Source organism: Actinomadura vinacea, assembly GCF_039532545.1.
GTDB classification, from domain to species: domain Bacteria; phylum Actinomycetota; class Actinomycetes; order Streptosporangiales; family Streptosporangiaceae; genus Spirillospora; species Spirillospora vinacea.
In genome coordinates this window covers 491,880-517,802 of record NZ_BAAARW010000011.1, presented here as the reverse complement: position 1 = coordinate 517,802, position 25,923 = coordinate 491,880, and the positions used below count along the sequence as shown (strand labels likewise).

The following is a 25,923-nucleotide window of genomic DNA, read 5'->3' as shown; positions in this document are numbered from 1 at the left end:
CTCGCCGACCTCCGTCAAAATCCATCAAGATCAGTAACGGGCCGGCCCGGTGCCCATCTCCGGTGCGGCCGGTCCCCCGTAGGGCGAATGCCGCCCCGGCTGCTGGCCCGGATGCTCGCCGTTGCGCAGCGCGGGCGTCAGCACCCTGCCGACCCGCTCCACCAGCAGCGTCATCTCGTAGGCCACCAGCCCCAGGTCGCAGTCCGAGGCGGCCAGCACCGCGAACACCGAACCGTTGGCGATGGACATCACGAACAGCAGCCCGCGATTCATCTCCACGACGGTCTGGTTCACGCCGCCCGCGTCGAAGATCTTGGCCGCGCCCTGAGTGAGGCTCATCAGCCCGGAGGCGATGGCCGAGAGCTGGTCGGCACGCTCGGGCGGGAAGCCGGCCGAGTAGGCCATCGGCAACCCGTCGGAGGACACCACGACCGCGTGCGCCACCTTCGGCACCCGGTCGGCGAAATTGGTCACCAGCCAGTTGAGATCCTGCCCGCTCACCGGGCGCCTCCGTTCTCACCCTCGCTCTGCGAGGGATTCTCCCCTGTGTTGGCCGAACCTGGTCCTTCGCCCTGCCCGCCGGGCCCGTCGGCCCCGCGTGTCTCGGTGCGCCCGCGCCGCACACCGCGCTGGAGGCTGGCGAACCTGTTCCGCACGGTGTCGGCCGACTGGGCCGGCACCTGCGGTTCGGGACGCCCGCCCTGCCCGGCGGCCTGCGGTTGCTGCGCGGGTTGCGCGGGCTGCCCGCCCGCGGGCCGCTGGGACGTCACCGCCCCGGGCACCCGGTTCCGGCCGGGCACCCGCTTGGGCAGTCCGGCCGCGGTGCGCTTGCCGGCCACCGGTTCCTGGGCCGCCTCGGCGGCCTTGAACCCGGCGTCGGCTGGAGATTCCCAACCTCTCACGGGATCCTCGCTCGGTGTCTGATCGGTCCGGCGCTGGAACCACTCCGACTGCATCGCGTCGAAGATCGGCGAACGCTCCGGCACCCCCGGTGCGGCGGGCCGCTCCGGTTCATGCCCCGCGTCCTGCCCAGGATCATGCCCGGTGTCGCGCGTCGGCGCGTGCCCGGGGGCGGCGGAAGCGTGCTCGCCGGGCCCGGAGGTTCCCCAGTCGGGCGTCCCGTTCTCGGGGGTGACCGGAATCGGCCCGGTCTCCCACGGCACGCGCGGCAGCGGTCCCGTCTCCGGGACGGCCGGCTGGGCCTCGGGCACCACCGGCAGCGGGCCGGTCCGCCGCGGGTCGCCCGGCACGGGACCGGACTCGCCGCCCTGCCGGGGCGGTTCGCCGCCGGACGGGCCCCCACCGCGCGGGTGCTGGGCGCCCGGCTGCCGGACGGGAAGCCCGGGGCCGACCGGCCCCTGCGGCCCGGTGCCCATCCCCTGATCGGGCGGCGGCGCGATCCCCATCGGGCCGGTGCCGGAGACGGGCGGATGCGGTCCTGTCGAGCCCTGCATCGGCGGCGGCCCGGTCGTGTTGGGCGCGTTGCCGTGGGGGGCGTCGCCATAGGGGCCGTTGACGTACTGCGCGTTGTCGAACTGGTCGAACTGGCCGTTGTCGTACGGCGCGTTCTCGTACGGAGGGCGGGCCTCGTACCGCGGGCCGCCGGGCGACCGGCCCCGCGGTGGGGCGTCGAACCGGGAGCCGTCGAACGGCGGGCCGTCCATGGCGGGCTCGTCGAAGCCGGGGCCGTCGAAGGGACGGCCGTCGTGCACCGGCTGCGGGCCGGTGTTGCCGAACGCGGGCTGCCGCGGGCCGGGACGGCGCGGGTCGTCGCCGATCACCGGCTGCGGACCGGTGCCGCCGATGGCCCGCTGGCGCGGCATCCCGATCCCGTACTCGCCGGAGCCGTCGTTCTGCCGGAACTGGCCACCGGTGCCGGGCGCCGCGCCCGACGGGGCGGCCAGCGCGGCGAACTCGCCGTTGCGGCCGGCGCCCTCGTCCAGGGCACCGAACCCGCGCGAGCCCACGCCGGTCTCGTTCTGGCTGATGACCATCTCGGGCAGCACCACGAAGGCGGTGAGCCCGCCGCCCTGTGCGGCGCGCAGCTCCACCCGGATGCCGTGCCGGACCGCCAGGCGGCCGACCACGAACAGGCCCATGCGGCGGGCCGCGGAGAAGTCGATGACGGGCGGGTTGGCCAGCCGCCAGTTCGCCTGCTCCAACTCGTCCGGCTTCATGCCCACGCCGTTGTCGGTGATCTGGAGCATGGCCCCGCCGCCGCTGAGCAGCTGGCCGGATACGGTCACCCGGGTGTGCTCGGCGGAGAACACCGTGGCGTTCTCCACCAGCTCGGCCAGCAGGTGCACCAGGTCGTTGACGACCGGGCCGGCGACGGGCATGTCGCCGTGCACCCGCAGCGCCACCCGCTCGTACTGCTCCACCTCCGACAGCGAGGCGCGCACCACGTCGATCAGCGGGACCGAGCGGTTCCACCGGCGCACCTGGTCCTGGCCGCCGAGGACCAGCAGGTTCTCGCAGTTGCGGCGCATGCGGGTGGCCAGGTGGTCCAGGCGGAACAGGTTGGCCAGCTGGTCCTCGTCGCGCTCGCTCTGCTCCAGTTCCTCGATCAGCTGCAGCTGGCGCTCGATGAGCGACTGGCTGCGCCGCGACAGGTTGACGAACATCGCGTTGATGTTGCCGCGCAGCACCGCCTCGTCGGCGGCCAGCCGGACCGCCTCCCGGTGCACCTCGTCGAACGCCCGGGCGACCTGGCCGATCTCGTCGGCGGAGTCGACGTCGATCGGCTCGACCTCGATGCCGTCGGCGGCGGCCTGCGGATCGCGCAGCCGGTCGACCAGGCCGGGCAACCGGGTGCCGGCGACCTCCAGCGCGCCCTCCTGCAGCCTGCGCAGCGGACGCACCATCGACCGGGCCACCGCGACGACGACGAACAGGACGACGGCCAGCAGCAGGGCCAGCAGCACGGCGTCGCGGGCGGTGGCGAACACGGCGTCCGAGCGGAGCTCTTCGAGGCGGCGGCCGATGTCGGCGCGCTTCTGCGTCTCCACCTGCCGCATCCGGTCGATCCGGACGGTGGAGTCGCTCACCCAGTCGCGGGCCTGGGCTGCGCCCATCGGCCGGACGCTCATCTGGGTCGAGCGACCCGCCAGGATCAGCACCCGGGCCCTGGTGTACTCGGCCTGGTCCAGCTCGGGGCCGGTGACGCGGTCGTCGAACAGGCGCAGCTCGGCGAGCGTGGCCGAGGCCCGGAACTCGGCGAGGTTGCTGGTCAGGTCCGAACGCGCGTCCTGGACGCCCTGCATGGTCCGCGGCTCGAACCGCCCTTCCCACATGGCCGCGGCGATCAGCACGCGTTCCCGGGACGCGGCGTCCTTGGCGCGCGACAGCGACACCAGCGTCAGCAGGCTGCGGGAGGTGTCGGGGTCGGAGGAGTCGTAGGCGGCGACGACCAGGTGGGCCAGGATGTCGTCATTGAACTCGGTGTACTTGTCGACGATCGGCTCGGGCCCCAGCCGTCCGGCCGCCGACCGCAGCGCCGACAGCGACCGCACCCGGTTGTCGACGTTGGCCAGTCCCAGCCGCAACTGCGCTCCGGTGACGTCGGCATCGGCGACCGCCCTCCGGTACTCCCGGGCCGCCACGTCCACCGCGGTCTGGCGCTGCCGCAGGGTCCCTTCGTCCACGGCGGGCGCGCCACCCGCGGCGCGCTCGGCCATGGCGTCGCGTTCGTTCTCCAGCGCCTGCGACAGCGCGCTCAGGTGGATGCCGATAGTGGCCAGGTCGCTGCTACGCCGGTACTCGTTCGCGTTCTCGACGGAGGTCAGGACCCGTCCGCCGGCCAGCACGGCCGCCACGATGGTCGGAATCGCGATGACGGCGACCAGTCGTGTGGTCACACGCCAGTTCCGCAGCCACCCGCCGGATCCCCGCACTCGGGGGGGCTCCTTGCCGGTTGTGGGCGCTGCCCGGGGGGACTGCGGGACCGCCTGGGTCCCTTCCGCTGTGCGCACTGCCCTCTGCTACCTCTCCATAACGACCGCTCGCGCCCCGAACGCAGTTCTGCAACTTTGCACTCCAGGGGTCACTCCGGGCGAACGCGGAACATCACAACACAGAGCTACCATCACAGCCAACCCGAATGATCACACAGTTCATAACTTGCGCCGAATGATAAGCCTGTGTCACAGATTGCTCATAGTTGTTCACGTTTGTGCATGTAAAGCGGCATCCTACGGGTACCTCCCGTACCTGTGCGCTACGATCGCCGCTCGTTGAAAGATCCTTTTCGTCGACTTCCCCCGCATCACGGAGCGTTACCTCATGCATGCACTCCACCGTCGTAACGTTCTCGCCGGAGCCCTCGCCCTTACCATGGCCGCGTCAGCGGCCGCCTGCGGCGGTTCCGACGAGTCGAAGGGCGCCAACGGCCTCGAGGAATCCGAGATCACCGTCGGCACGATGCTGGTGGGCGACACCGCCCCGTTGCAGCTGGCCATCAGCCGCGGCCTGTTCAAGGCCGAGGGCCTGACGGTCAAGACCCAGGTGATCCAAGGTGGCCAGGAGGCCATTCCCCGCCTGAAGGGCGGCACGCTCGACATCTCCGTCGGCAACTACGTGTCATTCTTCGCCGCCTCGACCACGGGCGCGCTCAAGGTGAAAATCGTGGCCGAGGCGTCGCAGAGCGCTCCTAAGAGCCACACACTGCTGGTCGCCAAGGACTCCAAGATCCGCACACTCGCCGATCTGAAGGACAAGAAGATCGCCGTCAACACCAAGCGCAACGTGGCGACGATGCTGGTGCGCTCGGCCGCCAAGCCTGCGGGCGTGGAGCTGGACGAGAACAAGAACTTCATCGAGACCCCGCCGCCCGGCATGGAGGCGGCCCTCAAGTCCGGCAGCGTCGACGCGGTCCAGGCCATCGAGCCGTTCGGCACGCAGATCCAGCAGAAGCTGGGCGCCCGGATGCTGGCCGACCTGTCCAGCGGTGCCACCGCCGACTTCCCGATCTCGGGCTACGCCACCACCGAGGACTTCGCCGCCAAGAACCCCAAGACCGTCGCGGCCTTCCAGCGGGCCATGGTCAAGGCGCAGGGTCTGGCCGCCGACCGCAAGGTGGTTCAGGACATCCTGCCCAAGTACGCGCGCGGCATCGACGCGAACGTCGCCGCCACGATGGTCCTCACCGGCTACCCCACCTCGCTCAACGCCACCCGCCTGCAGCGCGTGGCCAACGTGATGCAGCAGTTCGGGATCGTCGACAAGCCCATCGACGTCAAGCCGCTGATCGCCGCCTCGCCGGCGGCGTCGGGATGATCGGCGCCCGACGCGTCGGGCTCGGCGCCGCGGGCGTGCTCGGGGCGATCCTCGTCGTGGAGGCGGTCAACCGGCTCGGCCTGCTCGACGAGGACGCCCTGCCCGCCGCGACGACCGTGCTGGCGGAGGCGGGACGGCTGGCGGTCGACGGCGACTTCCTCGTCGACGTCGGCGACACCGTGCGCGCCTGGGCCGGCGGGCTGCTGCTCGCGGTGGCGGTCGCGGTGCCCCTCGGCCTCCTGCTCGGCTCGGTGCCGCTGCTGGGCGCGGCTTCCCGGGGCCTGGTCGAGATGTGCCGTCCCATCCCGTCGGTCGCGCTGATCCCGCTCGTGCTGATCATGTTCTCCTCGGTCACCCAGCAGAAGATGGCGCTGATCTTCTACGCCTCGCTGTGGCCCATCCTGATCAACACCCTGTACGCGCTGCGGGACGTGGACCCGGTCGCCAAGGAGAGCCTGCGCGCGTTCGGGTTCGGCGAGGGCGCGGTGCTGTGGCGGGTTTCGCTGCCCAGCGCCGCCCCGTTCATCGCCACCGGCGTGCGCATCGCCGCCTCGGTCGGCCTGGTGGTCGTCATCAGCGCCGAACTGCTGGCCGGCGGCGGCGAGGGCGTGGGCGCCTTCCTGTCGGAGAGCCAGTCCGGCGGCGGCGACACCGGCCTCATGCTCGCCGGCGCCTGCTGGGCAGGGGCGCTGGGCCTGGCGGCCAACGCGGGCCTGGTCGGGCTGGAACGGGTCGCCTTCCGCTGGAACACCGCCCGCGTGGAGGGGGTCGCATGACCACGCCGGTGAAAGAGAAACAGGAGACAAAGGAGAAAGGGCGCTCCCCACGCTCCTCCGGCGCGCCGATACGGCTGCTGCGAGGGGGCTCGGAGCGGCTCTGGCTGATCGTGCTCGTGTTGATCGGCTGGGAGATCGGCACCCGGGTGGCGGAGGAGGAGTACTTCCCGCCTCCGTCGAAGATCGTCTCGTCTCTGCACGAGATCTGGTTCTCCGGCCCGGCCTCCCGGCTGTTCCTCACCGACAAGGCGGTGGACGACTTCTCCACCAGCCTGGGCCACCTGTTCGCCGGCTGGCTCGTCGCCTGCGCGGTCGGCGTCGTGCTGGGCGTGGCGATCGGCCGCTCCCGGACACTGAACGACCTGCTGGACCCGGTGCTGCAGTTCCTGCGCGCCGTCCCGCCGCCCACGCTGCTGCCGTTCTTCATCATGGTGTTCCAGCTGGGCGCCACCATGCAGATCGTCACGATCGCGTTCAGCGTGGTGTGGCCGGTGCTGCTCAACAGCGCCGACGGGGCGCGCACCGTGGAGGCCCTGCAGCTGGAGACCGCGAAGGTGTTCGGCCTTTCGCGGTACCGGCGCCTGGTGACGGTGATCCTGCCCGCCGCGGGCCCGAAGATCATCGCGGGGGTGCGGGTCAGCCTGGGCTTCGCGCTGATCCTCATGGTCCTGTCTGAGCTGGTGGGCAGCACCGCGGGCATCGGCGCCCAGCTGATCGGCGCGCAGCGCGACTTCGACCTGCCCGCCATGTGGGCCGGGATCGTCATGCTCGGCGTCCTGGGCCTGCTGTTCAACGGGGCGTTCGTGCTGCTGGAGCGGCGCCTGCTCGGCTGGCACAGTGGAGCCCGCAGGTTGGCCAACTGATCGATCTCCGGGAAGGTGAGACCGTCCCCCTCGCGGGGACGGTCTCACGTCCCATTAAGAACTAAGGATTGACCTCGTGCTGGAGATAACGGCCCTCAGCCACACCTATCCCGACGGACACGTCGCCATCCGCGGCATGGATCTGGCCGTCGGCGACGGCGAGCTGGTGAGCGTCGTCGGCCCGTCCGGGTGCGGCAAGTCCACGCTGCTGCGCTGCATCGCCGGGCTGATCCCCCCGAGCGGCGGGCAGGTCCTCCTGGACGGCGACCCGGTCCGCGGAGTGCCCGACGGTCTGGCCGTGGTGTTCCAGGACTACAGCCGCTCGCTGTTCCCCTGGCTGACGGTGCGCGACAACGTGGCGCTGCCGCTGCGCCGTCGCGGCATGTCCAAGGCGGACCGGCGGGCGGCGGCGACGGAGGCGCTGGAGTCCGTGGGGCTGGCGGACGCCGGCCGCAAGTACCCATGGCAGCTGTCGGGCGGCATGCAGCAGCGGGTGTCGATCGCCCGTGCGCTGGCCTACAAGCCGACGCTGCTGCTGATGGACGAGCCGTTCGGCTCGGTGGACGCCCAGACCCGCGAGGATCTGGAGGACCTGGTCCTGCAGGTGCACCGCGCGGAGAAGATGACGATCCTGCTGGTCACGCACGACATCGACGAGAGCGTCTACGTCGGCGACCGGGTGGTCGTGCTGGGCCCGTCCCCCACCGGGGTGCTCGCCGACGTGCCGGTCGCGCTGCCGTCCGTGCGCGACCAGATCGAGACGCGGGCGATGCCGGAGTTCATCCGCACGCGTGCCACCGTTGGCCGTCTGGTCCGCGGCGACCGCAGCGCCCTGGAGAAGATGGACACCAAGAACACGGACATGGCCGGCCTCCGGGGGGCGTACAAGGACGCCTAGTCCTTGCTCGCTTTCCCCCGGACTTCGCCGGACGACAGGAACGTCAAGGAAGGGCAACACGTGCGCGTACTCATCGTCGGAGCCGGCATCGGCGGTCTCAGCGCGGCGCTCAGCCTGCACGAGGCCGGAATCGAGACGCAGATCGTGGAAGCGGCCACGCGGCTGGACCCGATCGGCGTCGGTATCAACCTGCTGCCGCACGCCGTGCGCGAGCTGACCGAACTGGGGCTGGGCGACGAACTGGCCGCCACCGCCATTCCGGCCGCCGAGATGGCCCACTTCACCCGGCACGGCGACCCGATCTGGGCCGAACCGCGGGGCATCGCGCAGGGGTACCGCTGGCCGCAGTACTCGATCCACCGCGGCGAGCTGCAGACGATCCTGCTCAAGGCCGTCCAGGCCCGGCTCGGCGCGAGTGCCGTCCGCACCGGGACCGCGTTCGAATCCTTCGAGCAGGACGGTTCGGGCGTGCGGGCACGGCTGCGGGACGCGGCGACCGGCACCTTCGAGACCGTCCACTGCGACGTGCTGATCGGGGCGGACGGAATCCGCTCGGCCGTGCGGGCGCAGCTGCACCCCGGCGAGCCCGGTCCGCTGTGGAACGGGGTGCGCCTGTGGCGCGGCCTCACCGAGGGCGATCCGTTCCTGTCCGGCCGCACCGTCGCGGTGGCGGGCAGCAACACCGCCGCCAAGCTGGTCGTCTACTCGATCTCCCCGGAGGCCGAGCAGCGCGGGCGGGCGCTCCTCAACTGGTCCGCCGAGGTGAAGATCGTCGACGACGGGATCACCCAGGCGCCCGACGTGGACACCCGGGCCGGGCGTCTGGAGGACTTCCTGCCGCACTTCGCCGACTGGCGGTTCGACTGGCTGGACGTGCCCGCGATGCTGGCCTCGACCGAGCGGATCCTGGAGCACTCGATGGTGGACCGGGACCCGCTGCCGTTCTGGACCCAGGGCCGGGTCACCCTGCTCGGCGACTCCGCCCACCCCATGTACCCGATCGGATCCAACGGCGGCTCGCAGGCGGTGCTGGACGCCCGGGTGCTGGCGTTCGAGTTGTCCCACGCCGCCGCCCCCGAGGACGGGCTGGCCTCCTACGACAAGGCGCGCCGTGAAACGGTCAACTCGATCGTGCTGGCCTGCCGCGACATGCCGGCCGACCGCGTGCTGCACACCGTGCACGAACGCGCCCCGGAGGGCTACGAGCGCATCGAGGACGTGCTCTCCGCCGAGGAGTTGGCCACCATCAGCGGCGCCTACCGGCAGACCTCGCTCTCCGACATTGCGACGCTCAACGAACGCCCGTCCCTGACCGTCCGCTCCTGAGTCCCCGCACCAGGACGCCGCCCGGCGGCCGGCCCGGCATGCGCAGGGCCGGGCGCCGAGGACGCGTGTTCGGATCGTTCTCATTTGGCGTCGCCGTAGCACTCGACGACGGCGACCTCCATCGGGAACACGACCGGTGTGCGGCCGAAAAGCAGCCGGCCGGCCTCATCCGCGGAGGCGTGGATCGCGGACTCGACCTCACCGGCCAGCCCCGTGGGGGCGTGCACGATGACCTCGTCGTGCTGGAAGAAGACCAGCCGCGGCGGGCCCAGCTCGGCCAGCCTGTTCCGCAGCGTGGCCAGCAGGACCAGGGCCCAGTCGGCTGCGGTGGCCTGGACGACGAAGTTGCGGGTGAAGCGGCCCCGGCCGCGCAGCGCCTGGGCCGCGGTGACCTGGCGGGAGCGTCCCTCGTCCGGCGAGGGGCCGGGGCCGCCTTCGACGCCTCCCTCGGGGCCGTCCGCCGCGTCGCCCCCAGGGCCGCCCTCGGGGCCGCCTTCAGAGGTCAGCCGCCGCCATCCGGCTGAGGGGGGCGGGCAGGTGCGGCCCAGCCGCGACCGTACGAGCCCGCCCCGCTCCCCCGCCCGCGCCGCCGCCTCGACGTACTCCAGCGCCTGCGGGAACCGGCTCTTCAGGACGGCGAGGAGCTGCACCGCCTCGCCGGTGCCGCCGCCGTACATCGCCGACAGCAGCGCGATCTTGGCCTTGTCGCGGGCGGTCGTCCCGCCGGACGCGGTGCCGCCGAACGCCACCGCCAGCGCCGCGTACAGGTCGCCCTCGGCGGCGGCCGCGGCGAACGCCCGGTCTCCGGCCAGCGCGGCCAGCACCCGCGGTTCGAGCTGCGCGGCGTCGGCGACGATCAGCGACCAGCCCGGATCGGCGACGGCGGCCCGGCGCAGCACCCGCGGGATCTGCAGCGCGCCGCCGCCGTTGGTGGCCCACCGCCCGGACACCACCCCGCCGACCACGTACTCGGGACGGAACCGGCCGCCGTGCACCCAGGTGTCGGCCCAGGCCCAGCCGTGCGCGGTGTGCAGCCGAGACAGCTCCTTGTACTCCAGCAGCAGCGGCACCGCCGGATGGTCGACGCGCTTGAGCACGTGCGCGCGGGTGGAGGTGACGGGCAGCCCCACCGCGGCGAACGCCTTCATGATCTGCGCGGGCGAGTCGGGGTTGACCGGCGCGCGCAGCCCGAACGCGGCGTTGACGCGGTCGGCGAGGGCCTGGAGCCGGCGCGGCCGCATGCCGCCGGACGGCCGCGGCCCCAGCAGGCCGGTGAGCAGCTCGTCCTGGCGTTCGGCCGACCAGGGCAGCCCCTCGTGGCTCATCTCGGCCGCGACCAGCGCGCCCGCCGACTCCGCGGCCGCCAGCAACCCGAACCCGGGCAGCCCGGCGATCCGCCGCCGCTGCTCGGCGTGCACGCCGACGACCATCCCGAGCTCGTCCTCCGCGGCCCGCTCGGCCGGAGCACGGTCACTCGAAGCACGGTCACTCGGAGCACGGTCACTCGGAGCACGGTCACTCGGAGCACGGTCACTCGAGGCACCGGCACTCGACGGGACGGCGACGACCGCGAGGGCCGTGTCCGGGCCGGGCGTCAGGGACTCGGGGTCGAACAGCGACGTCTGCGGAGGCATCTCCTGCGGTGGCGGCGGGTCGTCCGGAACGGGGGTGCCGTTGAGACGGGCCCAGGCCGCCCGAACGGAGCGCGGCTCGCCGTACCGGCCGGCGTGCCCGAGCAGCAGGCTCTCGACAAGCTCGAGATCGTGGCAGCGCGCGACCCGTGCGCCGGCTTTCAGCAGACGCGGGTAGAGCCGGGCGGTGGCGGGCCAGACCCAGCGCGGCGCGTCGGCGCGTTCGCGGGCCTCGATGGCGGCCACCAGGTCGGGGACGGTCTCGGGAGGGCCGGCGGGCAGACCGTCGTCGGCGAGGCGCTGAAGCGCGCCTCCCCCGTCCGGCCCGGCGGCCACCGCGATCCTCACCCGCTCATTCTGTCCCGGGGCACCGACAGAATCGGGGCGGCGCCGTCCGGGAACGCCGAACCCCTCCGTGCCCCCGGGGGGCGCGGAGGGGTTCCGGCGCGGTCGGTGACCGGTTCAGGCGGCCAGGGAGACCTGCTGACCGGGGGCGACGTCGCCGTACCGGTCCACGACCTTGTTGAGCTGGAGCTGGTAGTACAGCATCCCGAAGCCGAAGATGCCGAGCAGAAAGCCCATGCCGCCGCTGCACGAGGGCTGCAGGCCCGCGGCGCGCTGGGCCTGCGCGATCCGGTCGCCCATCTTCACGAACACGATGAGGGGCCAGATGCCCAGCGTGATGCCGCCGAAGATCACCGAGAGCAGCGCGTTGGTGGCGGCGTCGCCGGTGCGGCGGTCGTAGGCGAACAGCTCGGCGTGGGTCTTGTAGAACCACACCAGCGGGTAGATGCCGAAGGTGATGATGGGCAGGCCCAGCCAAACGCCCACCGGGTTACGCCGCTTCATGTTGTAACCGCCACCGGCGGCGGCGGGGGCATGCTGCTGCGCGTGCACCGGCGCCTGCTGGCCCTGGTGCGGCTGCTGGCCCTGGTACTGCTGCTGGTACGGCTGCTGCGCACCCTGTTGCGGGTAGCTCATCCTGTGTTCTCCCCTGAGGGGCGTGGCCCCGGTACGGCCAGGCACCCGAGTTCCGTGGTCTGAGACAATGACGCCCGACTGTACGACAGAGAAACCGTTCGCACCGCAACAACCGACAAAATTTCATGTAATCGTGCGAGATTTTCCGGTTTAACCAGACGTGACGGGCTAGCGCAGCGGAACCGTCACCTCGTCCTCGCACGGCGGCCGCAGCTCCTGGTCGCCGCAACCGGTGGCCGCGTAACAGCGGATGCGCAGCTCAGCCCCGGTGACGTCCACCCGCAGGAAACTCTTGAAGAACGGCGGACGGTCCCAGTCGGCCATCTCCGAGCGGAAGCGCTGCGGCACCTTCCGCACCGGCAGCCGCGCCATTCCGGGACGCCGCCGCTCGCCCCGCGGCACGCCGAGCAGTGCGGCGACGAAACGCGCGCGCCGCGACGGCACGCCCTCCGCGGACCGCGCCGGAAGGGACGGCGCGGCGGTCTTCGGCCCGGCGGGCATCCCCTCGCCTCCCGACGACGGCGACGGGTCCTCGCCGCCGTACCCGCGCCCGGGCTCGATCCCGAGCCGGTACCGGATCACCTCGGTCGCTTCCTGCGGGGTCAGCTCGAACAGCTTCGGGAGCCGCAGCACCCGGCCGTACAGCTTGCTGTACCGCGACAGCGAGTCGCCCCGCAGCGGGTAGCAGCGGAAGTCCGCCTCGCCGGTCACCCGCACGCGCGGGATGGTGTGCGTGGCGTGCATGAACGCGCCGCCGCCGCCCGACACCAGGTACTGCACCGTGCGGTCGCCGACACGTACCGGGTAGCGCTGGTAGTTGTGGATGTCGCCGCCGATCGCCGCGACGTAGTTGTGCGCCGGGTCCTTGACGATGGCGTCGACCGTGCCGCCGCCCTCGATCCTCCCGGGGCGGAGGCTGTCGTCCACGTACAGCGGCTTGCCGGTGATGAGCAGCTTGGGCTTGGGGCCGGCGGACACCTCGCGCAGCCACGCGCCTTGGTCGCGGTCCAGGCCGCCGGTGATGCCGGTGTCGATGCCCACGATCCGCAGCGCGGGGGTGTCGATCATCCAGTACGGGCCGGGCTGGACGGCGCGCTGCCCGGGCGCGCCCCGGTAGCGTTCCCGGGCCGCGGCGAGCGCCTTCTCGTCCACCGGACCGGGACGCCGCCACAGCAGCCGCGCCACGGCGCCGAGCGGGCCGCGCCACGGGTCGGGCTCGCACTCCATGTCGAGGTCGCAGAACACGCGCAGGAAGCCGCGCAGCCCGTCGTACCAGTCGTGGTTGCCCGGCACCGCGTAGATCGGCCCCGGGTAGTCCTTGTACGGGCGGAAGAACTTCTCCGGGTAGTCGGCGGCCTCGCCGCTGGGGTAGATGACGTCGCTGGCGATGACCATGAAGTCGGTGTCGGCGCCCACCTGCAGGGCCGGCGGGACGACCGCGTACTGCGACCGGTCCCCCTCCCCGGTGTCGCCGAGCAGCAGGAACGAGAACGACTCGTCCCTACGGTGCATCGTGAACCCGGCGCGCGTGCCCCGCTCGGCGAGCGCCGCGACGCAGCGGCGGCGGATGCCGTTGGACGGGTCGCCGAAGAGCTTGGCGATGACGTCGTTGCGGGAGCGCCACAGCACCACGGGGTGGCGCCAGGAGAAACCGGAGACGCGCTCGGGCATCAGCTCCTGGAAGCTGCCGCGCGTCCGGCACTCCCACCCTGCGCCGGCCTCCGAGACACGCGAGTTGTCGGGCACGCTTTCGGGGGCGACCGCGTCCTCCGCGCGCACAAGCGACCTCCGGGGGGTAGAGGGGGCAAGGCAAATTTATGCGCCGGGGTGATCTACACGTCAAGCGGATCCGGGACACCTGTCGCGGTCGCCAAGCCCTTGTCGCTCACGCGCGGCGGCGCCGTCCCCGTCGAGGGACGGCGCCGCGAGGCGCTTCAGGTTCGGCCGGGCCGGTTCCGCCGGGTCAGTGCGCGCCGGTTCCGGTGAGGGCCCGCACCTCCAGTTCGGCGAACTTCTCGTCGGTCTTCTCCTTGGACAGGACCGTGCCGAGATAGGCGCACAGGAACCCGAGCGGGATCGAGATCAGCCCCGGGTTCTGCATCGGGAACGGCGCCACGATCGTCTCGCTGAACAGCGCGTCCGGATTGCCCTTCGGCAGGGTGTCGGACTTGCCGCCCCAGGCGATGGAGCTGCACATCACCAGCGCCACCGCCGAGATCAGCCCGCCGTAGATGCCGGCCACCGCGCCCGCGGTGTTGAACCGCTTCCAGAACAGCGAGAACAGCAGCGTCGGCAGGTTGGCCGAGGCGGCGACCGCGAACGCCAGCGCCACCAGGAACGCCACGTTCAGCCCGCGCGCGAAGATGGACAGCACGATCGCGACGGCGCCGATGGCCAGCGCGGCGATCCGCGCCATCCGGACCTCGTCGCGCTCGGTGGCCTTGCCTCGCTTGAACACGTTGGCGAACAGGTCGTGCGCGAACGAGGACGAGGAGGCCAGGGTGAGCCCGGCGACCACGGCCAGGATGGTGGCGAACGCGACCGCCGCGATGATCGCCAGGAAGATCGCGCCGCCGGTGGAGCCGGCCCCGCCGCCCAGTTCCTGGGCCACCTGCACCGCCGCGGTGTTGCCGCCCTTGTCCTGCTTCGCGACGGCTGCGCTGCCGACCAGCGCCGCGGCGCCGAACCCGATGACCAGCGTCATCAGGTAGAAGGTGCCGATGATGCCGATCGCCCAGTTCACCGAGGCACGGGCCGCCTTGGAGTTGGGCACGGTGTAGAAGCGGATCAGGATGTGCGGCAGCCCGGCGGTGCCCAGCACCAGCGCCAGGCCCAGCGACAGCAGGTCGAGCTTGGACCACATGTCGGTGGCGCCGTACTTCAGGCCCGGCTCCAGGAACGCCTGCCCCTTTCCGCTCTTGTCGGCGGCGGCGCCCAGCAGCTCCGAGAGGTTGAAGCCGTACTTGGCCAGCACCCACACGGTCATGACCGCGGCGCCGCTCATCAGCAGCACGGCCTTGACGATCTGCACCCAGGTGGTGCCCTTCATCCCGCCGACCGTGACGTAGAAGATCATCAGCGCCCCGACCGCCACGATCGTCCAGATCTTGGCGGCCTCGCCCTCGGCGCCGAGCAGCAGCGCGACCAGCGCGCCCGCGCCGACCATCTGGGCCAGCAGGTAGAAGATCGACACCACGATGGTGGAGATGCCGGCGGCGGCGCGCACCGGCCGCTGCCGCATTCGGAACGCCAGCACGTCGGCCATCGTGAACCGGCCGGAGTTCCGCAGCAGCTCGGCGACCAGCAGCAGCGCCACCAGCCAGGCGACCAGGAACCCGATCGAGTACAGGAACCCGTCGTAGCCGGACAGCGCGAACATGCCGGCGATGCCCAGGAACGATGCGGCCGACATGTAGTCGCCGCCGATCGCCAGGCCGTTCTGGACGGCGGAGAACTGCCGGCCGCCGGCGTAGAAGTCGGCGGCGGTGCGGGTCTGCCGGCTGGCCCAGATGGTGATCCAGAGGGTCAGCGCCACGAACAGCCCGAACAGGACCAGCGAGATCGTGCGGTGCTCGTTCTCTGCGGGCGCCGCGAGCACCCCGGACGGGGCCGCCGACAGCGGCCCGGCGAGCAGTGGGGTCACTTCTTCTCCTCCTCGCGGCCGTCGCCGGCCTCGGTCCCGTCCGCGGCTCCGTCGCCGGCCGGGTCCTCCTTCGCGGCGTCCGCGGCGTCGTCGGGCGCCGGGGCCGGCTCGGGCACCAGGGCCGCGGCCGCGGGCCCGTCGCCGGGCGCCGCGACCTGGGCGGCCAGCGGCTCCAGCTTGCGGCGCGCGTGCCGCTCGTACGCCCAGGCGATGAGGAAGGTGGAGAGGAACTGGAGGAGCCCGAACACCAGCGCCACGTTGATGTTGCCGACGACCTTGGTGCCCATGAAGTCGCGCGCGTACGCCGACAGCACCACGTACAGCAGGTACCAGATGAGGAACGCCGCGGTCATCGGGAAGACGAAGCGGCGGAAGGTGGACTTGAGCCGCTGGAACTCGGGGCTCTGGTTCATCTGGGCGAAGGCCGCGTCGTCAAGCCCGCCGGCGCCGGCGGACCCCGGCGTCGCGGGCTCTGGAGAGTCCGATTTCACACATACCTCCGGCTAAGGTCACGCCGCCACGCCACCGCGCACGGTGAGGGAGCGGCGGCACCGGCATGGCCGATGGGCCGCTATTCGACCAAGAAGTTGGTTGGCGCCAATAGAGGAGGAGACCCGTCCGATGCGGGCTCGATGCCGGAACGAGACCTCGCCCTCACGAAGAGTAGGGCCCTCACGGAGGGTAGGCGAGACGGCGCCGCGGCGCAGCCGGTTCGGCGACTCGGCCCGTGCTCACCGGTGGGCCGCCCGGCGGGCTACTCGACGTAGAAGGCGCGCGGATCGTCGGTGGGGACGATCTCCCGGCCGAGCGGCAGCAGCGACACCGGGATCAGCTTGAAGTTGGCGATCCCGAACGGGATGCCGATGATCGTGATGCACAGCACGATGCCGGTCATCAGGTGGCCCAGCGCCAGCCACCAGCCTGCGACGACCACCCAGATGGCGTTGCCGAGGCAGGAGCCGGCCCCGGCGTCGCGGCGGCGGACGACCGTGTTCCCGAAGGGCCAGAGCGCGAAGAGCGCGATGCGGAACGAGGCGATGCCGAACGGGATGGTGATGATCAGGATGCAGCAGACGATCCCGGCGACGACGTAGCCGACCGCCAGCCAGAACCCCGACAGGACCAGCCAGATGATGTTCAGCAGGGTGCGCATCGGACCACTCTACGTGCATGGGCCGGGCATGTGATGAGCGCCGACGCCAACCCCCGGAGGCGCCGGCGCCACCACGTAAGGGTGTCTGCGCGCATCATGAGTCCCCCCAGAACGGCGAGCTGTCGCCTTCTCATGATGTCCGCGCAGACGACCCGTAGGTCCCGATAGCGGGACACAAACAACGCTATCCGGACGTCCGTAATGCCTGCGTAAATCGGGCCAATGAGCAGGCCAAGGTTCCGGCACGCCCTCGCCAGGCGTCAGGGTGCGAGCACACGCAGCGCGCCCGGCAGAACGCGGGCGGTGACCGGAAGCCTCCCGGGCAGTTCACCGTCCGCCCCGTACGGCAGCGTACGCCCCGGCTCGGCCAGCTCGATCCTGACCTCCTTGCCGCGCACGACCTCGACCTGGGGGCGGCGCACGTGCGTCCCGCGCTCCAGCTCGCGCATCACGGCGAAGAACAGCGGGCGGGGCGCGTCCTTGATGATCACCACGTCCAGGAGGCCGTCGTCCACCCGCGCCGCGGGGGCGATGCGGCGCCCGAACCCGTAGAAGCCGGAGTTGGCGGCGACGACCGTGTAGCCGCGCCGTTCGAGCACCTCGCCGTCCACGGTCACCCGGTAGTCGGCGGGACGCCAGGCCAGCACGGCCCGCAGTGCGCCGATGTAGTACGCGGCCGAGCCGCGCAGCAGCCGGGCCCTGTTGGCGTTGCCGTTGGCGACGGCGTCCACGCCCGCGTACACGCTCCCGAGCACGGGAATGCCGCCGGCGTCGATGACGTCCACCTCGCGCGGCTTCCTCTCCAGCAGCAGGGAGGCCAGTTCGGCGGTGCCGGAGGGGACGCCGAGCTGGCGTGCGAAGTCGTTGCCGCGCCCGGCCGGGACGATCCCGAAGACCGCGCCGGTGCCGGCCAGGGCGCCGCCGACGCGGCCGACCATGCCGTCGCCGCCGACGCCCAGCACGACGTGCCCGCGCTTGGCGGCGCTGCGGGCCAGCGTCGCGGCATGCTCCAGCCCGCGGCTGTACTCGACGAGGATCTCCGCGCCGGCCCCGCGCAGCGCGCGGGCCAGCGGGACCAGCGAGGCCGCGGCGGCCGGTCCCCCGGCCGCCGGGTTGACGACCGCGGTGAAGACGCGGGGGGCGGACGGCATCGCGATCACTCCTGGCCGAAGGGGGCGGTGAGGACGCCCGGGTTGAGGATGCCGTGCGGATCGACCCGGCGCTTGACCGCCCGCACGATCTCCGCGCCGAGCGGCCCGATCTCGCGGGCGTACCAGTCGCGGTGGTCGGTGCCGACCCCGTGGTGGTGGCTGATGGTGCCGCCCGCGGCGATGATCGCGTCGTTGGCGGCGTGCTTGGCGCGCTCCCAGTGCGCCACCGCGTCCGCGCCCCGCGCCGAGACCACGGTGAAGTAGAGCGAGGCGCCCGCGGGGTAGACGTGCGAGATATGGCACATGACCAGCGGTGGCGTGCCCGATCCGGCGAGTTCGCGGATGAGCGTCTCCCGCACGGCCGCGTACAGGCCCGGGACGCCGGACCAGAACGTGGCGGTCTCCAGCGTCTCGGCGAAGGCCCCGGCGTCCAGGAGCGCGTCGCGCAGGTAAGGGGCGTTGAAGCGGCCGTGCTCCCACTTCTCGCCCGGCCCTGAGCCAAGGGGCTCGCCGCCCTGGGCACGCAGCACGGCGTGGGCTTCGTCCCGGCGCGCGGCGATCTCGTCGGACGTCCCCTCGAAGCCCAGCACGGCCAGGCAGCTCGGCGAGCCGGACGAGAGCGCGGCCACGCCGATGGAGGCGGGGTCGGCCACGCCGATCGCGGTCTCGGCCTCGTCGGACAGCCGCAGCACGGTGGGCAGCGGGCCGTCCTGGGCGAGCCGCCGCAGCGCCGCCGCGCCGGTGTCGAATGAGGGGAAGCGCCATCCCTCGTACGCCGCGCCCTCGGGGACGGGCCGCACCCGCACCGCGACCGAGGTGATCACGCCGAACGCGCCCTCCGAGCCGAGCACTAACTGCCGCAGGTCCGGCCCGGCGGCGGACCTGGGGGCGCGGCCCAGGTCGAGGGTGCCCTCGGGGGTGGCGACGGTGAGGCCGGTGACCATCTCGTCGAAGCGCCCGTACCCGGCGGACGCCTGCCCGCTGGAGCGCGCGGCGGCGAACCCGCCGATGGTGGCCCACTCGTAGGACTGCGGGAAGTGCCCGAGCGTGAAGCCGCGCTCGCGCAGCAGTTCCTCGGCGCGCGGCGCGCGCAGGCCGGGCTGGAGCACGGCCGTGCGGGAGACGGGGTCGAGGGAGGTCAGCGCGTCCATCCGGCGCAGGTCGAGGGCGACGAAGGCGTGCCCGCCCTGCGGGGCGAGCCCGCCGACGACCGAGGTGCCGCCGCCGAACGGCACGACCGCGACGCGGTGCTCGGCGCACGCCCTGAGCACGGCCAGCACCTCGTCATGGGAACCGGGCAGGACGACCGCGTCCGGGGCGTCGGACACGTCCCCCGACCGGACGCGCAGCAGGTCGGGCGTCGACTTGCCGCGCGTGTGCCGGACCCGGGCCTCGGCGTCCGTGCGCACGTGGCCCGCGCCGCCGACCGCGGCGGCGAGCGCGCCGGGAAGGCCGTCGGGGAGCCGGGGGGCGGGCACCTTGATCTCTTCCAGGGCGACGGGCGGCTCCTGCGCGGGCCGCACGCCGAGCAGCTCGCGCAGCAGGCCGAGCGCCGCGTCCGGTAACGGAGCGGCCCTGCCCGGGTCGCCCCAGCCGTGCCACAGCATGTCCCGGTTCTCCATGGCTTACACTGTGACATATGACGTCAGAACGTCACAAGGCGATCGAGGCAGCGCCCGGGACGTCGCCGCCGGGCGGCGCGAGCAAGCGGGACGCCGTTCTGGACGCCGCCCGCGACTGCGTCCTGGCCGTCGGGGTGCGCCGCACGACGCTGACCGACATCGCCCGGCGCGCCGGGGTCTCCCGGATGACGCTGTACCGGAGCTGGCCCGACGTGCGCAGCCTGGTGAGCGACCTGATGACCCGGGAGTTCCTGGCCGTCGCGATCGAAGCGCAGCCGCCCGACGACGCCGGGCCGGTCCGCCCGCGGATGGTGGCGGGCCTGGTCGCGGGCGCACGCGCGTTCCGCGCCCATCCGCTGCTCCGCAAGATCGTCGAGGTGGACCCCGAGCTGCTGCTGCCCTACGTGCTCGAGCGCTGCGGCACCAGCCAGCGGGGCTTCCTGGAGATGTTCGAGCGAACGCTGCGGGCCGGGCACGCGGACGGCACGATCCGCGCCGGCCACCCCGGCCGGCAGGCCCGCGCGCTGCTGCTGGTCGTCCAGTCGTTCGTGCTGTCGGCGCGCACCATGACCGACGGCGCCGACCCGGAACTGGACGACGCCGCGTTCGACGCCGAGCTGGCGCACATCCTGGAGAGGACCCTGGCCCCGTGACCGGCTCCGTGCCCGGTGACCCGGTGCCGTCCGCGCAGCCCGGGCGGTCCTCCCTGAACGCCGGGCGCCGCGCCCGCGAGCTGGCCGCGCTGCCCGGCGAGGTCGTCGACGTGCTGGTCGTCGGGCTCGGCGCGACCGGCGCCGGGGCGGCCCTGGACGCGGCCTCGCGCGGCCTGACGGTCGCCGCGATCGACGCGCACGACCTGGCCTTCGGCACCTCCCGGTGGAGTTCCAAGCTGATCCACGGCGGGCTGCGCTACCTGGCCTCCGGCCAGGTCGACGTGGCGTACGAGAGCGCCGTGGAACGCGGCGTGCTGATGCGGCGCACCGCCCCGCACCTGGTGCGCGCGCTGCCGTTCGTCATGCCGCTGACCTCGCTGGTCCCGCGGCGGCAGGCGGCGCTGGCGCGGGCCGCCCTGACCGCAGGGGACGCGCTGCGGGCGGCGGCCCGCACCCCGCGCGAGGTGCTGCCCCGCCCGCGCGGCCTGTCGGCGGTGGAGACGCTCCGGGCCGCGCCCCCGCTGCGCCCGCACGGGCTGCGCGGCGGGCTGCTGTCGTGGGACGGGCAGCTCGCCGACGACGCCAGGCTGGTCACCGCGATCGCCCGTACCGCCGCCGCGCACGGCGCCCGGATCCTCACCCGCTGCCGGGCGCTCTCGGTGACCGGGGACGGCGCGCTGGTCCGGGACGAGTGGACCGGCGAGACGATCCCGGTGCGGGCCCGCTCGGTGATCAACGCGGCCGGGGTGTGGGCCGGCGGGCTGGTGGACGGGGTGCGGCTGCGCCCGTCCCGGGGCACGCACCTGGTCGTGCGGGCGGAGGCCCTGCGCGGGCTGACGGCGGGGATGCAGGTGCCGGTGCCCGGCTCGCGGTCCCGCTTCCTGCTGGTGCTGCCGCAGGACGACGGCCGGGTCCACGTGGGCCTGACCGACGAGCCCGCCGACGGCCCGGTCCCGGACGTGCCCGAGCCGGCCGAGGAGGAGATCGGGTTCCTGCTGGACGTGCTCGGCTCCGTCCTGGAGGTCCCGATCCGCCGCGCGGACGTGGCCGGGGCGTACGCGGGCCTGCGCCCGCTGCTCGACGACGGGCGCGGCGCGACCGCCGACGTCTCCCGCCGGCACCGGGTCCTGACCGCGCCGGACGGGGTGGTCACGGTCGTCGGCGGCAAGCTGACCACGTACCGGCGGATGGCCCAGGACGCAGTCGACGCGGCGCTGGCGGCGGGCCGGATCGGCGGCGGCCGGGCGGGCGCGGGACGGGCGGGCCGCACCGCGCGGATCCCGCTCGTGGGCGCCGCGCCGCCGGACCGCCTGGCCGCGCTGGACGCCCCGGCGCGGCTCGTCCGCCGGTACGGGACGGAGGCGCCGCTGCTGGCCGCGCTCGCCCGGGAGTCGGCGGGCGGCCTGGAGCCCGTGGTGCCGGGGCTGCCGGTCCTGGGCGTGGAGCTGGCGTGGGCGGTGCGGCACGAGGGAGCCCTCGACGTGGCCGACCTCCTCGACCGGCGGACCCGGATCGGCCTGGTCGGGGCCGATCGCGACGCCGCGGTCCCCGCCGCGGAGGCGGCGCTCGGAGCGTACCGGGCCTCCCTGTGATCTCAGGGCGGCTGTGACCTCAGGGAAAGGTCACCGCCCCTCGCGTCCATGAAGCTATGACGCGTGTCACGTGGTTAACCCCGCCGAGAATGGGTTAGGTTACCCTAACCTAAGGAAAATTCATGATCGCCGGGGGTGCGGGACCGTCCCCCCGCAAGGAGGCCGCGTGACGCGCCGGATCGGCTGCGACCACTGCCCGGGTAGCCACTCGGGCGCACGGCCGTGCCTGGCCAGCGCGACGGCGAAGGCACGGAGCTGGCTGCTGATCGAGCATCCCGGCCCCTGGCCCGAGCGCATCGAGAACCTCACCGGCCCCGCCCCGATCGTGGACGCCCTCCATGCCGCGCTGGCCGCCGGCGTCCGCCCGCAGCTCATCCGCAGGCCCGGACGGCGCCGCCGCACCCCGCCCCTGCACGTCTACACGGGCCACTCCGCCGACGACGACGCCTGGCTGGAGGGCCGCGAGCTGGCCGACCCGGCCGAGCTGGCCGGGCTCGACCTGGCCGCGGTCGCGGCCGGCCGCCGTCCCGGGTTCGGCGACCCGGTGACCGACCCGGTCCTGCTGGTGTGCACGCACGGGCGCCGCAACGCCTGCTGCGCCCGGACCGGGGCCCCGCTCGCCCGGCACCTCGCATCGCGTTTCGGGGCCTCTGTATGGGAAACGACCCATGTGGGTGGTGACCGCTACGCGGCGAATCTCGTATGCCTGCCACACGCGCTCTACTACGGCGACCTTGGCCCGGACGAGGCCACGGCAGCGGTCGAGGCGTATCTGAAAGGCCAGGTCGCACCGCTGCGGCTGCGCGGCAGGGCGGGGCGGCCCGAGCCGGTCCAGGCCGCCGAGCACTTCGTCCGCGAGCATTCGGGGATCTTCGAGATCGGTGGCGTGACGGTGGAATCGGTCACCGGGACATCGCAGTACGAGGCCGTGGTCCGGGCCCGCCGGAACCGTTACCGGGTGATCTTCGATAGCGTCGCCCAGGCCGATCCGTGCGGCTCGGAGTGCCGGGAGAACCTGGAAACCTACATTGTTAGGGACATCACCCTTCTCAACGAAGCGGCCCTCGTGTAATCTCTTCAAGGCCCCATTCGAGGGTCTCCCTGTCGCACGGCCCCTCAGTTACCCGGTGAACCGGGCGAGGGGAACAGAGCGGCAACTCTAGACGTTGGACCTTTCGGCGCTTCTGACGCATGTCTTCGGAGCACGTCGAGCGTCCATGTCCGAAATTGCTCAGCAAACCAATCAAGGTGGGTGTTCCATGGCTCAGGTACGTCGGCAGGCAAACCTCCCTCGTCCCAGCTGGGGCTGGCAGGACGCCGCGGCGTGCCGGGGGGAAGACCTCGTGCTCTTCTTCGGCCCCGACGGCGAGCGTCAGCCAGAGCGCGAGATTCGCGAGCGCAAGGCCAAGCAGATCTGCATGGGCTGCCCGGTCCGCTCGGAGTGCCTGGACTACGCGGTGTCCCGGCCCGAGAAGTACGGCACCTGGGGCGGCCTCAACGAAGACGAGCGCGCCTCTGAGCGCCGTCGCCGGATGCGCCGCGCGAACGCCGCCTGACCACCGGGATCGCCCCCGGCGGTCGGCCTCCGGCACGCGCGACAGGGCCGCCCCTCGCGGCCCCGTCCCGCCACCGGCGGCCCCGGCTCCCCTCGTGCACCCCGGCACGCCACCGGAAACGTTACGGCCCCGCCAAGCGGGGCCGTTTGCGTTGCCCGGGCCAAGTGGCCCGGGCAACGCAAACAGCCCGGCCGTTCATCACATGTGCGTCACATGTGCGGCACACCGCCGACCGTAATGGCGGATGAAAAACTTTTACAGATACCGCATGCGGGATGAGCGTGCGGCCCTTTTCACAAATTCGCGGTGAACCATTCCGCGCTCAGCCGGGCCACCTCCTCCAGGGTCCCGGGCTCCTCGAACAGATGTCCGGCCCCCGGCACGACGACCAGCCGGTGCCCGGCGCTCTGGTCCATGCGGTCCAGGGCGCGCTCGTTCAGCGACAGCACCTCGAGGTCACGGCCGCCGATCAGGAGGAGGGTCGGCGCCCGCACCTCCTTCAGAGCCCCGGCGGCCAGGTCGGGCCGCCCGCCACGCGACACCACGGCGCCGACGTGGCCGGGCACCGCCGCGGCGGCGACCAGCGCGGCGGCGGCGCCCGTGCTGGCGCCGAACAGGCCGGTAGGCCCGCGCCCCCGCTCCCGTACCCACGCCACCACCTGGCCGAGCCGCCCGGCCAGCAGCGGCACGTCGAACCGCAGCCGGGCCGTCCGCCGGTCCTCGAGCTCCTCCTCCGCGGTCAGCAGATCGAACAGCAGGGTGCCGAAGCCCGCCTCGTTGAGCGCCGCCGCCACCATGCGGTTGCGCGGGCTGTGCCGCCCGCTGCCGCTGCCGTGCGCGAAGACGATCAGGCCCCGGGCGCCCGGCGGCTCGGCCAGATCGCCCTCCAGGCGGACGGTGCCGACGGGCAGGAGCACGCCGGTCATGGCTCCCGCCCCCGCACCGCCGCGCCGGGCGCCGCGCCCTCCCGCTCGGCCGCGGCGCGCTCCAGCAGGCCGACGACATCGGCGTCCGACAGCTGCTCGAACCGCTGGTACCACTGCCCGACCGCCCGGAACGACCACGGTGCGGCGAGCACGGCCACCTCGTCGGCCTCCCGCTCCATCGCCCGGACGGTCTCGGCGGCGCCCACCGGCACCGCGAGCACCAGCCGGGACGGGCGCCACCGCCGCACGGCGCGCAGCGCGGCCCGCGCGGTGCCCCCGGTCGCGAGCCCGTCGTCCACGACGACCACGGGCCGTCCGGCCAGGGCGGGCAGCGGGCGCCCGCCGCGGTAGACGCGCACCCGGCGCTCCAGTTCGGCGCGTTCGGCCTCCACGGTGACGGCCAGGTCGCCCTCGTCCAGTTCGAGCCGGGCGAGCAGATCGTGGTCGAAGACGGGCTCGCCGCCCTCGGCGATCGCGCCCACGCCCAGCTCGGGCTGGCGCGGATAGCCGATCTTGCGGGTGACCAGCACCTCCAGCGGGACCGGGCGGTCCGGGGCCGACAGCCGCCGGGCGATCTCGTACCCGACCGGGACGCCGCCCCGCGGCAGCGCCAGGATGACCGCCGCGTCCAGGTCCAGCGGCACCAGCCACTCGGCCAGGACGCGGCCCGCCTCCGCGCGGTCGGTGAACGGAAGCCGGACGGGCGGGCGGTCACGTGCAGCCCCAGGACCCGATGCGGCCCCACCCGATGTGGACTTACGCTCCGGGGTCATGCGCGCGGTCCTGTTCCAGCGCATCGGCGTCACCCCCTTCTGGTGACGCGGCAGAACACCTAAAACGCCTATTTGTGCTCTACCCACTCACACCGAAGCACGCCCGCCGGGAGCGCCCCTATCCGCCGCGGCGCGGGGGCGTCAGCGGGTGGCGCCGGCCAGCCAGCGCAGGGGGTTGTCGCGCAGGACGCGGCGGAGCGTGGCCTCGTCGGCCCCGGCGGCGCGCAGCGCGGGCACGAAGGTGTCGAACAGGAACCCGAACCCGTGGCCCCCGTACCGGGAGATCTGCGTCATCCGCGCGATTCCGGTGCTCAGCAGCAGCCGGTCGGCGTGCCCGCCGTCCAGGAACTCCAGCACGTTGCGGACCCGGGTGGCCAGCGCCTCGGGGTCGCCCGCGGCCAGGCCGAGGGAGCCGAACGAGACGTACGCCCCGGACTCGGCGATCTTGCGGTGCGCGGCGGGCTCGTCCACCAGGTCCTGCTGGCCGACCGCGACCCGGTGCGGGGCCAGCCCGGCACCGGTGAGGATCTCCAGCTGGGCCAGCCCGGAACGGCCGTGCGTGGCCACCGACAGCCCGGAGTACCGGGCGGCGTGGGCGGCGGCGCGCAGGCAGCGCTCCTCGACCTCGGTGGGCCTCTCGCCCCAGGTGCCGATCTCGCCGATCACGCCGGGCAGCGCGTTGGTGCCGTCCAGGCCGAAGCCGATCTCGGCCAGCAGCCGCTCGGCCAGCGCGTCGGCATCGGCGGCGCGGACGAAGGCGGGGTGGAACGGCTCGGCGAAGAAGCCCGTCCCGGTGACCACGGCGACCCGCGAGCCCGCGGCGATCCGGGCCAGCGCGGCGGCGTTGCGGCCCATCCCGGTGCAGGTCAGGTCCACCACGAGGCCGAGGTCGTGCGCCTCGCGCAGCCCGGCCAGCTCGTGCGTGACCGGCTTCTCCTCGTCCAGCCAGCGGCGCGGGTCGGAGTCCAGCAGCGCGGGACGGGCGGGCCAGCGCAGATCGAGCTGCAGATGCTCGTGGGGCAGCACCGGGCCGGTGACGGCGGAGATCGGGATCGTTCCGGTCACGGTGCGCAGCCGCCCGTGCTCCTCGCGGGGGGTCATATCA

General features: G+C 73.1%; 22 protein-coding genes. 9 read left to right on the top strand and 13 right to left on the bottom strand.

What is annotated here, in order from left to right:
- Positions 1-30 precede the first annotated feature (30 nt).
- Complete coding sequence (locus ABD340_RS14105) at positions 31-501, bottom strand: roadblock/LC7 domain-containing protein (RefSeq protein WP_344589375.1); 471 nt, start codon at positions 499-501, stop codon at positions 31-33.
- Positions 498-3,857: a nitrate- and nitrite sensing domain-containing protein gene (locus ABD340_RS14100; protein WP_344589374.1), complete on the bottom strand. Its 3,360-nt coding sequence runs from the start codon at positions 3,855-3,857 to the stop codon at positions 498-500. Before ABD340_RS14100 ends, ABD340_RS14105 begins: the two co-directional genes overlap by 4 nt.
- Before the next feature lie 475 nt (positions 3,858-4,332).
- Here ABD340_RS14100 and ABD340_RS14095 point away from each other — a divergent pair, with 475 nt between their 5' ends.
- The 5 genes from ABD340_RS14095 (at position 4,333) to ABD340_RS14075 (ending at position 9,137) form a co-directional block, all read left to right on the top strand.
- The gene (locus ABD340_RS14095) at positions 4,333-5,274 is read left to right on the top strand and encodes an ABC transporter substrate-binding protein (RefSeq protein ID WP_344589373.1); all 942 of its coding nucleotides are present in this window, start codon (positions 4,333-4,335) and stop codon (positions 5,272-5,274) included.
- The gene (locus tag ABD340_RS14090) at positions 5,271-6,050 is read left to right on the top strand and encodes an ABC transporter permease (RefSeq protein ID WP_344589372.1); all 780 of its coding nucleotides are present in this window, start codon (positions 5,271-5,273) and stop codon (positions 6,048-6,050) included. Before ABD340_RS14095 ends, ABD340_RS14090 begins: the two co-directional genes overlap by 4 nt.
- The gene (locus ABD340_RS14085) at positions 6,047-6,913 is read left to right on the top strand and encodes an ABC transporter permease (protein WP_344589370.1); all 867 of its coding nucleotides are present in this window, start codon (positions 6,047-6,049) and stop codon (positions 6,911-6,913) included. The genes ABD340_RS14090 and ABD340_RS14085 overlap by 4 nt, the downstream gene beginning before the upstream one ends.
- A gap of 76 nt (positions 6,914-6,989) precedes the next feature.
- Positions 6,990-7,811 carry an ABC transporter ATP-binding protein gene (locus tag ABD340_RS14080; protein WP_344589368.1) on the top strand — a complete coding sequence of 274 codons (822 nt, stop codon included), beginning with the start codon at positions 6,990-6,992 and terminating at the stop codon, positions 7,809-7,811.
- Positions 7,812-7,871: 60 nt separating this feature from the next.
- Complete coding sequence (locus tag ABD340_RS14075; protein WP_344589366.1) at positions 7,872-9,137, top strand: flavin-dependent oxidoreductase; 1,266 nt, start codon at positions 7,872-7,874, stop codon at positions 9,135-9,137.
- 80 nt (positions 9,138-9,217) lie between these two features.
- Here the strand turns inward: ABD340_RS14075 and ABD340_RS14070 are convergent, their stop codons facing one another.
- From ABD340_RS14070 to ABD340_RS14035, 8 genes are all read right to left on the bottom strand, one after another.
- On the bottom strand, positions 9,218-11,116 hold the full coding sequence (locus ABD340_RS14070) for a bifunctional 3'-5' exonuclease/DNA polymerase (RefSeq protein ID WP_425547345.1): 1,899 nt from the start codon (positions 11,114-11,116) through the stop codon (positions 9,218-9,220).
- A 114-nt stretch (positions 11,117-11,230) separates the two neighbouring features.
- Positions 11,231-11,749, bottom strand: coding sequence for a DUF4234 domain-containing protein (locus tag ABD340_RS14065; protein ID WP_344589364.1), 519 nt, complete (start codon positions 11,747-11,749; stop codon positions 11,231-11,233).
- Positions 11,750-11,917: 168 nt separating this feature from the next.
- On the bottom strand, positions 11,918-13,528 hold the full coding sequence (locus tag ABD340_RS14060) for a metallophosphoesterase family protein (RefSeq protein ID WP_344589362.1): 1,611 nt from the start codon (positions 13,526-13,528) through the stop codon (positions 11,918-11,920).
- A 184-nt stretch (positions 13,529-13,712) separates the two neighbouring features.
- A complete protein-coding gene (locus ABD340_RS14055) occupies positions 13,713-15,368 on the bottom strand; it encodes a solute symporter family protein (protein WP_425547364.1) in 1,656 nt (551 codons plus the stop codon).
- Between the two features lie 20 nt (positions 15,369-15,388).
- Positions 15,389-15,883, bottom strand: a complete 495-nt coding sequence (locus tag ABD340_RS14050; RefSeq protein ID WP_344589360.1) for a DUF485 domain-containing protein — start codon at positions 15,881-15,883, stop codon at positions 15,389-15,391.
- A gap of 263 nt (positions 15,884-16,146) precedes the next feature.
- Positions 16,147-16,545 (bottom strand): YccF domain-containing protein, encoded by a 399-nt coding sequence (locus ABD340_RS14045; RefSeq protein WP_344589358.1) that lies wholly within the window; start codon positions 16,543-16,545, stop codon positions 16,147-16,149.
- A gap of 260 nt (positions 16,546-16,805) precedes the next feature.
- Positions 16,806-17,696 (bottom strand): diacylglycerol/lipid kinase family protein, encoded by an 891-nt coding sequence (locus ABD340_RS14040; protein WP_344589356.1) that lies wholly within the window; start codon positions 17,694-17,696, stop codon positions 16,806-16,808.
- Between the two features lie 5 nt (positions 17,697-17,701).
- Positions 17,702-19,318, bottom strand: coding sequence for an FAD-binding oxidoreductase (locus tag ABD340_RS14035; RefSeq protein WP_344589354.1), 1,617 nt, complete (start codon positions 19,316-19,318; stop codon positions 17,702-17,704).
- A gap of 17 nt (positions 19,319-19,335) precedes the next feature.
- On the opposite strand from ABD340_RS14035, the gene ABD340_RS14030 reads away from it, so the two are divergent.
- The 4 genes from ABD340_RS14030 (at position 19,336) to ABD340_RS14015 (ending at position 23,119) form a co-directional block, all read left to right on the top strand.
- Positions 19,336-19,971, top strand: coding sequence for a TetR/AcrR family transcriptional regulator (locus ABD340_RS14030; RefSeq protein WP_344589352.1), 636 nt, complete (start codon positions 19,336-19,338; stop codon positions 19,969-19,971).
- Positions 19,968-21,563 (top strand): glycerol-3-phosphate dehydrogenase/oxidase, encoded by a 1,596-nt coding sequence (locus ABD340_RS14025; protein ID WP_344589350.1) that lies wholly within the window; start codon positions 19,968-19,970, stop codon positions 21,561-21,563. The genes ABD340_RS14030 and ABD340_RS14025 overlap by 4 nt, the downstream gene beginning before the upstream one ends.
- Before the next feature lie 166 nt (positions 21,564-21,729).
- On the top strand, positions 21,730-22,635 hold the full coding sequence (locus ABD340_RS14020) for a ferredoxin family protein (RefSeq protein ID WP_344589349.1): 906 nt from the start codon (positions 21,730-21,732) through the stop codon (positions 22,633-22,635).
- 187 nt (positions 22,636-22,822) lie between these two features.
- A complete protein-coding gene (locus tag ABD340_RS14015; protein WP_081640018.1) occupies positions 22,823-23,119 on the top strand; it encodes a WhiB family transcriptional regulator in 297 nt (98 codons plus the stop codon).
- A 293-nt stretch (positions 23,120-23,412) separates the two neighbouring features.
- Here ABD340_RS14015 and ABD340_RS14010 read toward each other — a convergent pair whose 3' ends face one another.
- The 3 genes from ABD340_RS14010 to ABD340_RS14000 form a co-directional block, all read right to left on the bottom strand.
- The gene (locus ABD340_RS14010; protein ID WP_344589348.1) at positions 23,413-24,045 is read right to left on the bottom strand and encodes a dienelactone hydrolase family protein; all 633 of its coding nucleotides are present in this window, start codon (positions 24,043-24,045) and stop codon (positions 23,413-23,415) included.
- Positions 24,042-24,818 (bottom strand): phosphoribosyltransferase, encoded by a 777-nt coding sequence (locus ABD340_RS14005; RefSeq protein WP_344589347.1) that lies wholly within the window; start codon positions 24,816-24,818, stop codon positions 24,042-24,044. The genes ABD340_RS14010 and ABD340_RS14005 overlap by 4 nt, the downstream gene beginning before the upstream one ends.
- Before the next feature lie 141 nt (positions 24,819-24,959).
- The gene (locus ABD340_RS14000; RefSeq protein ID WP_344589346.1) at positions 24,960-25,919 is read right to left on the bottom strand and encodes a phosphotriesterase family protein; all 960 of its coding nucleotides are present in this window, start codon (positions 25,917-25,919) and stop codon (positions 24,960-24,962) included.
- Between the last annotated feature and the right edge of the window lie 4 nt (positions 25,920-25,923).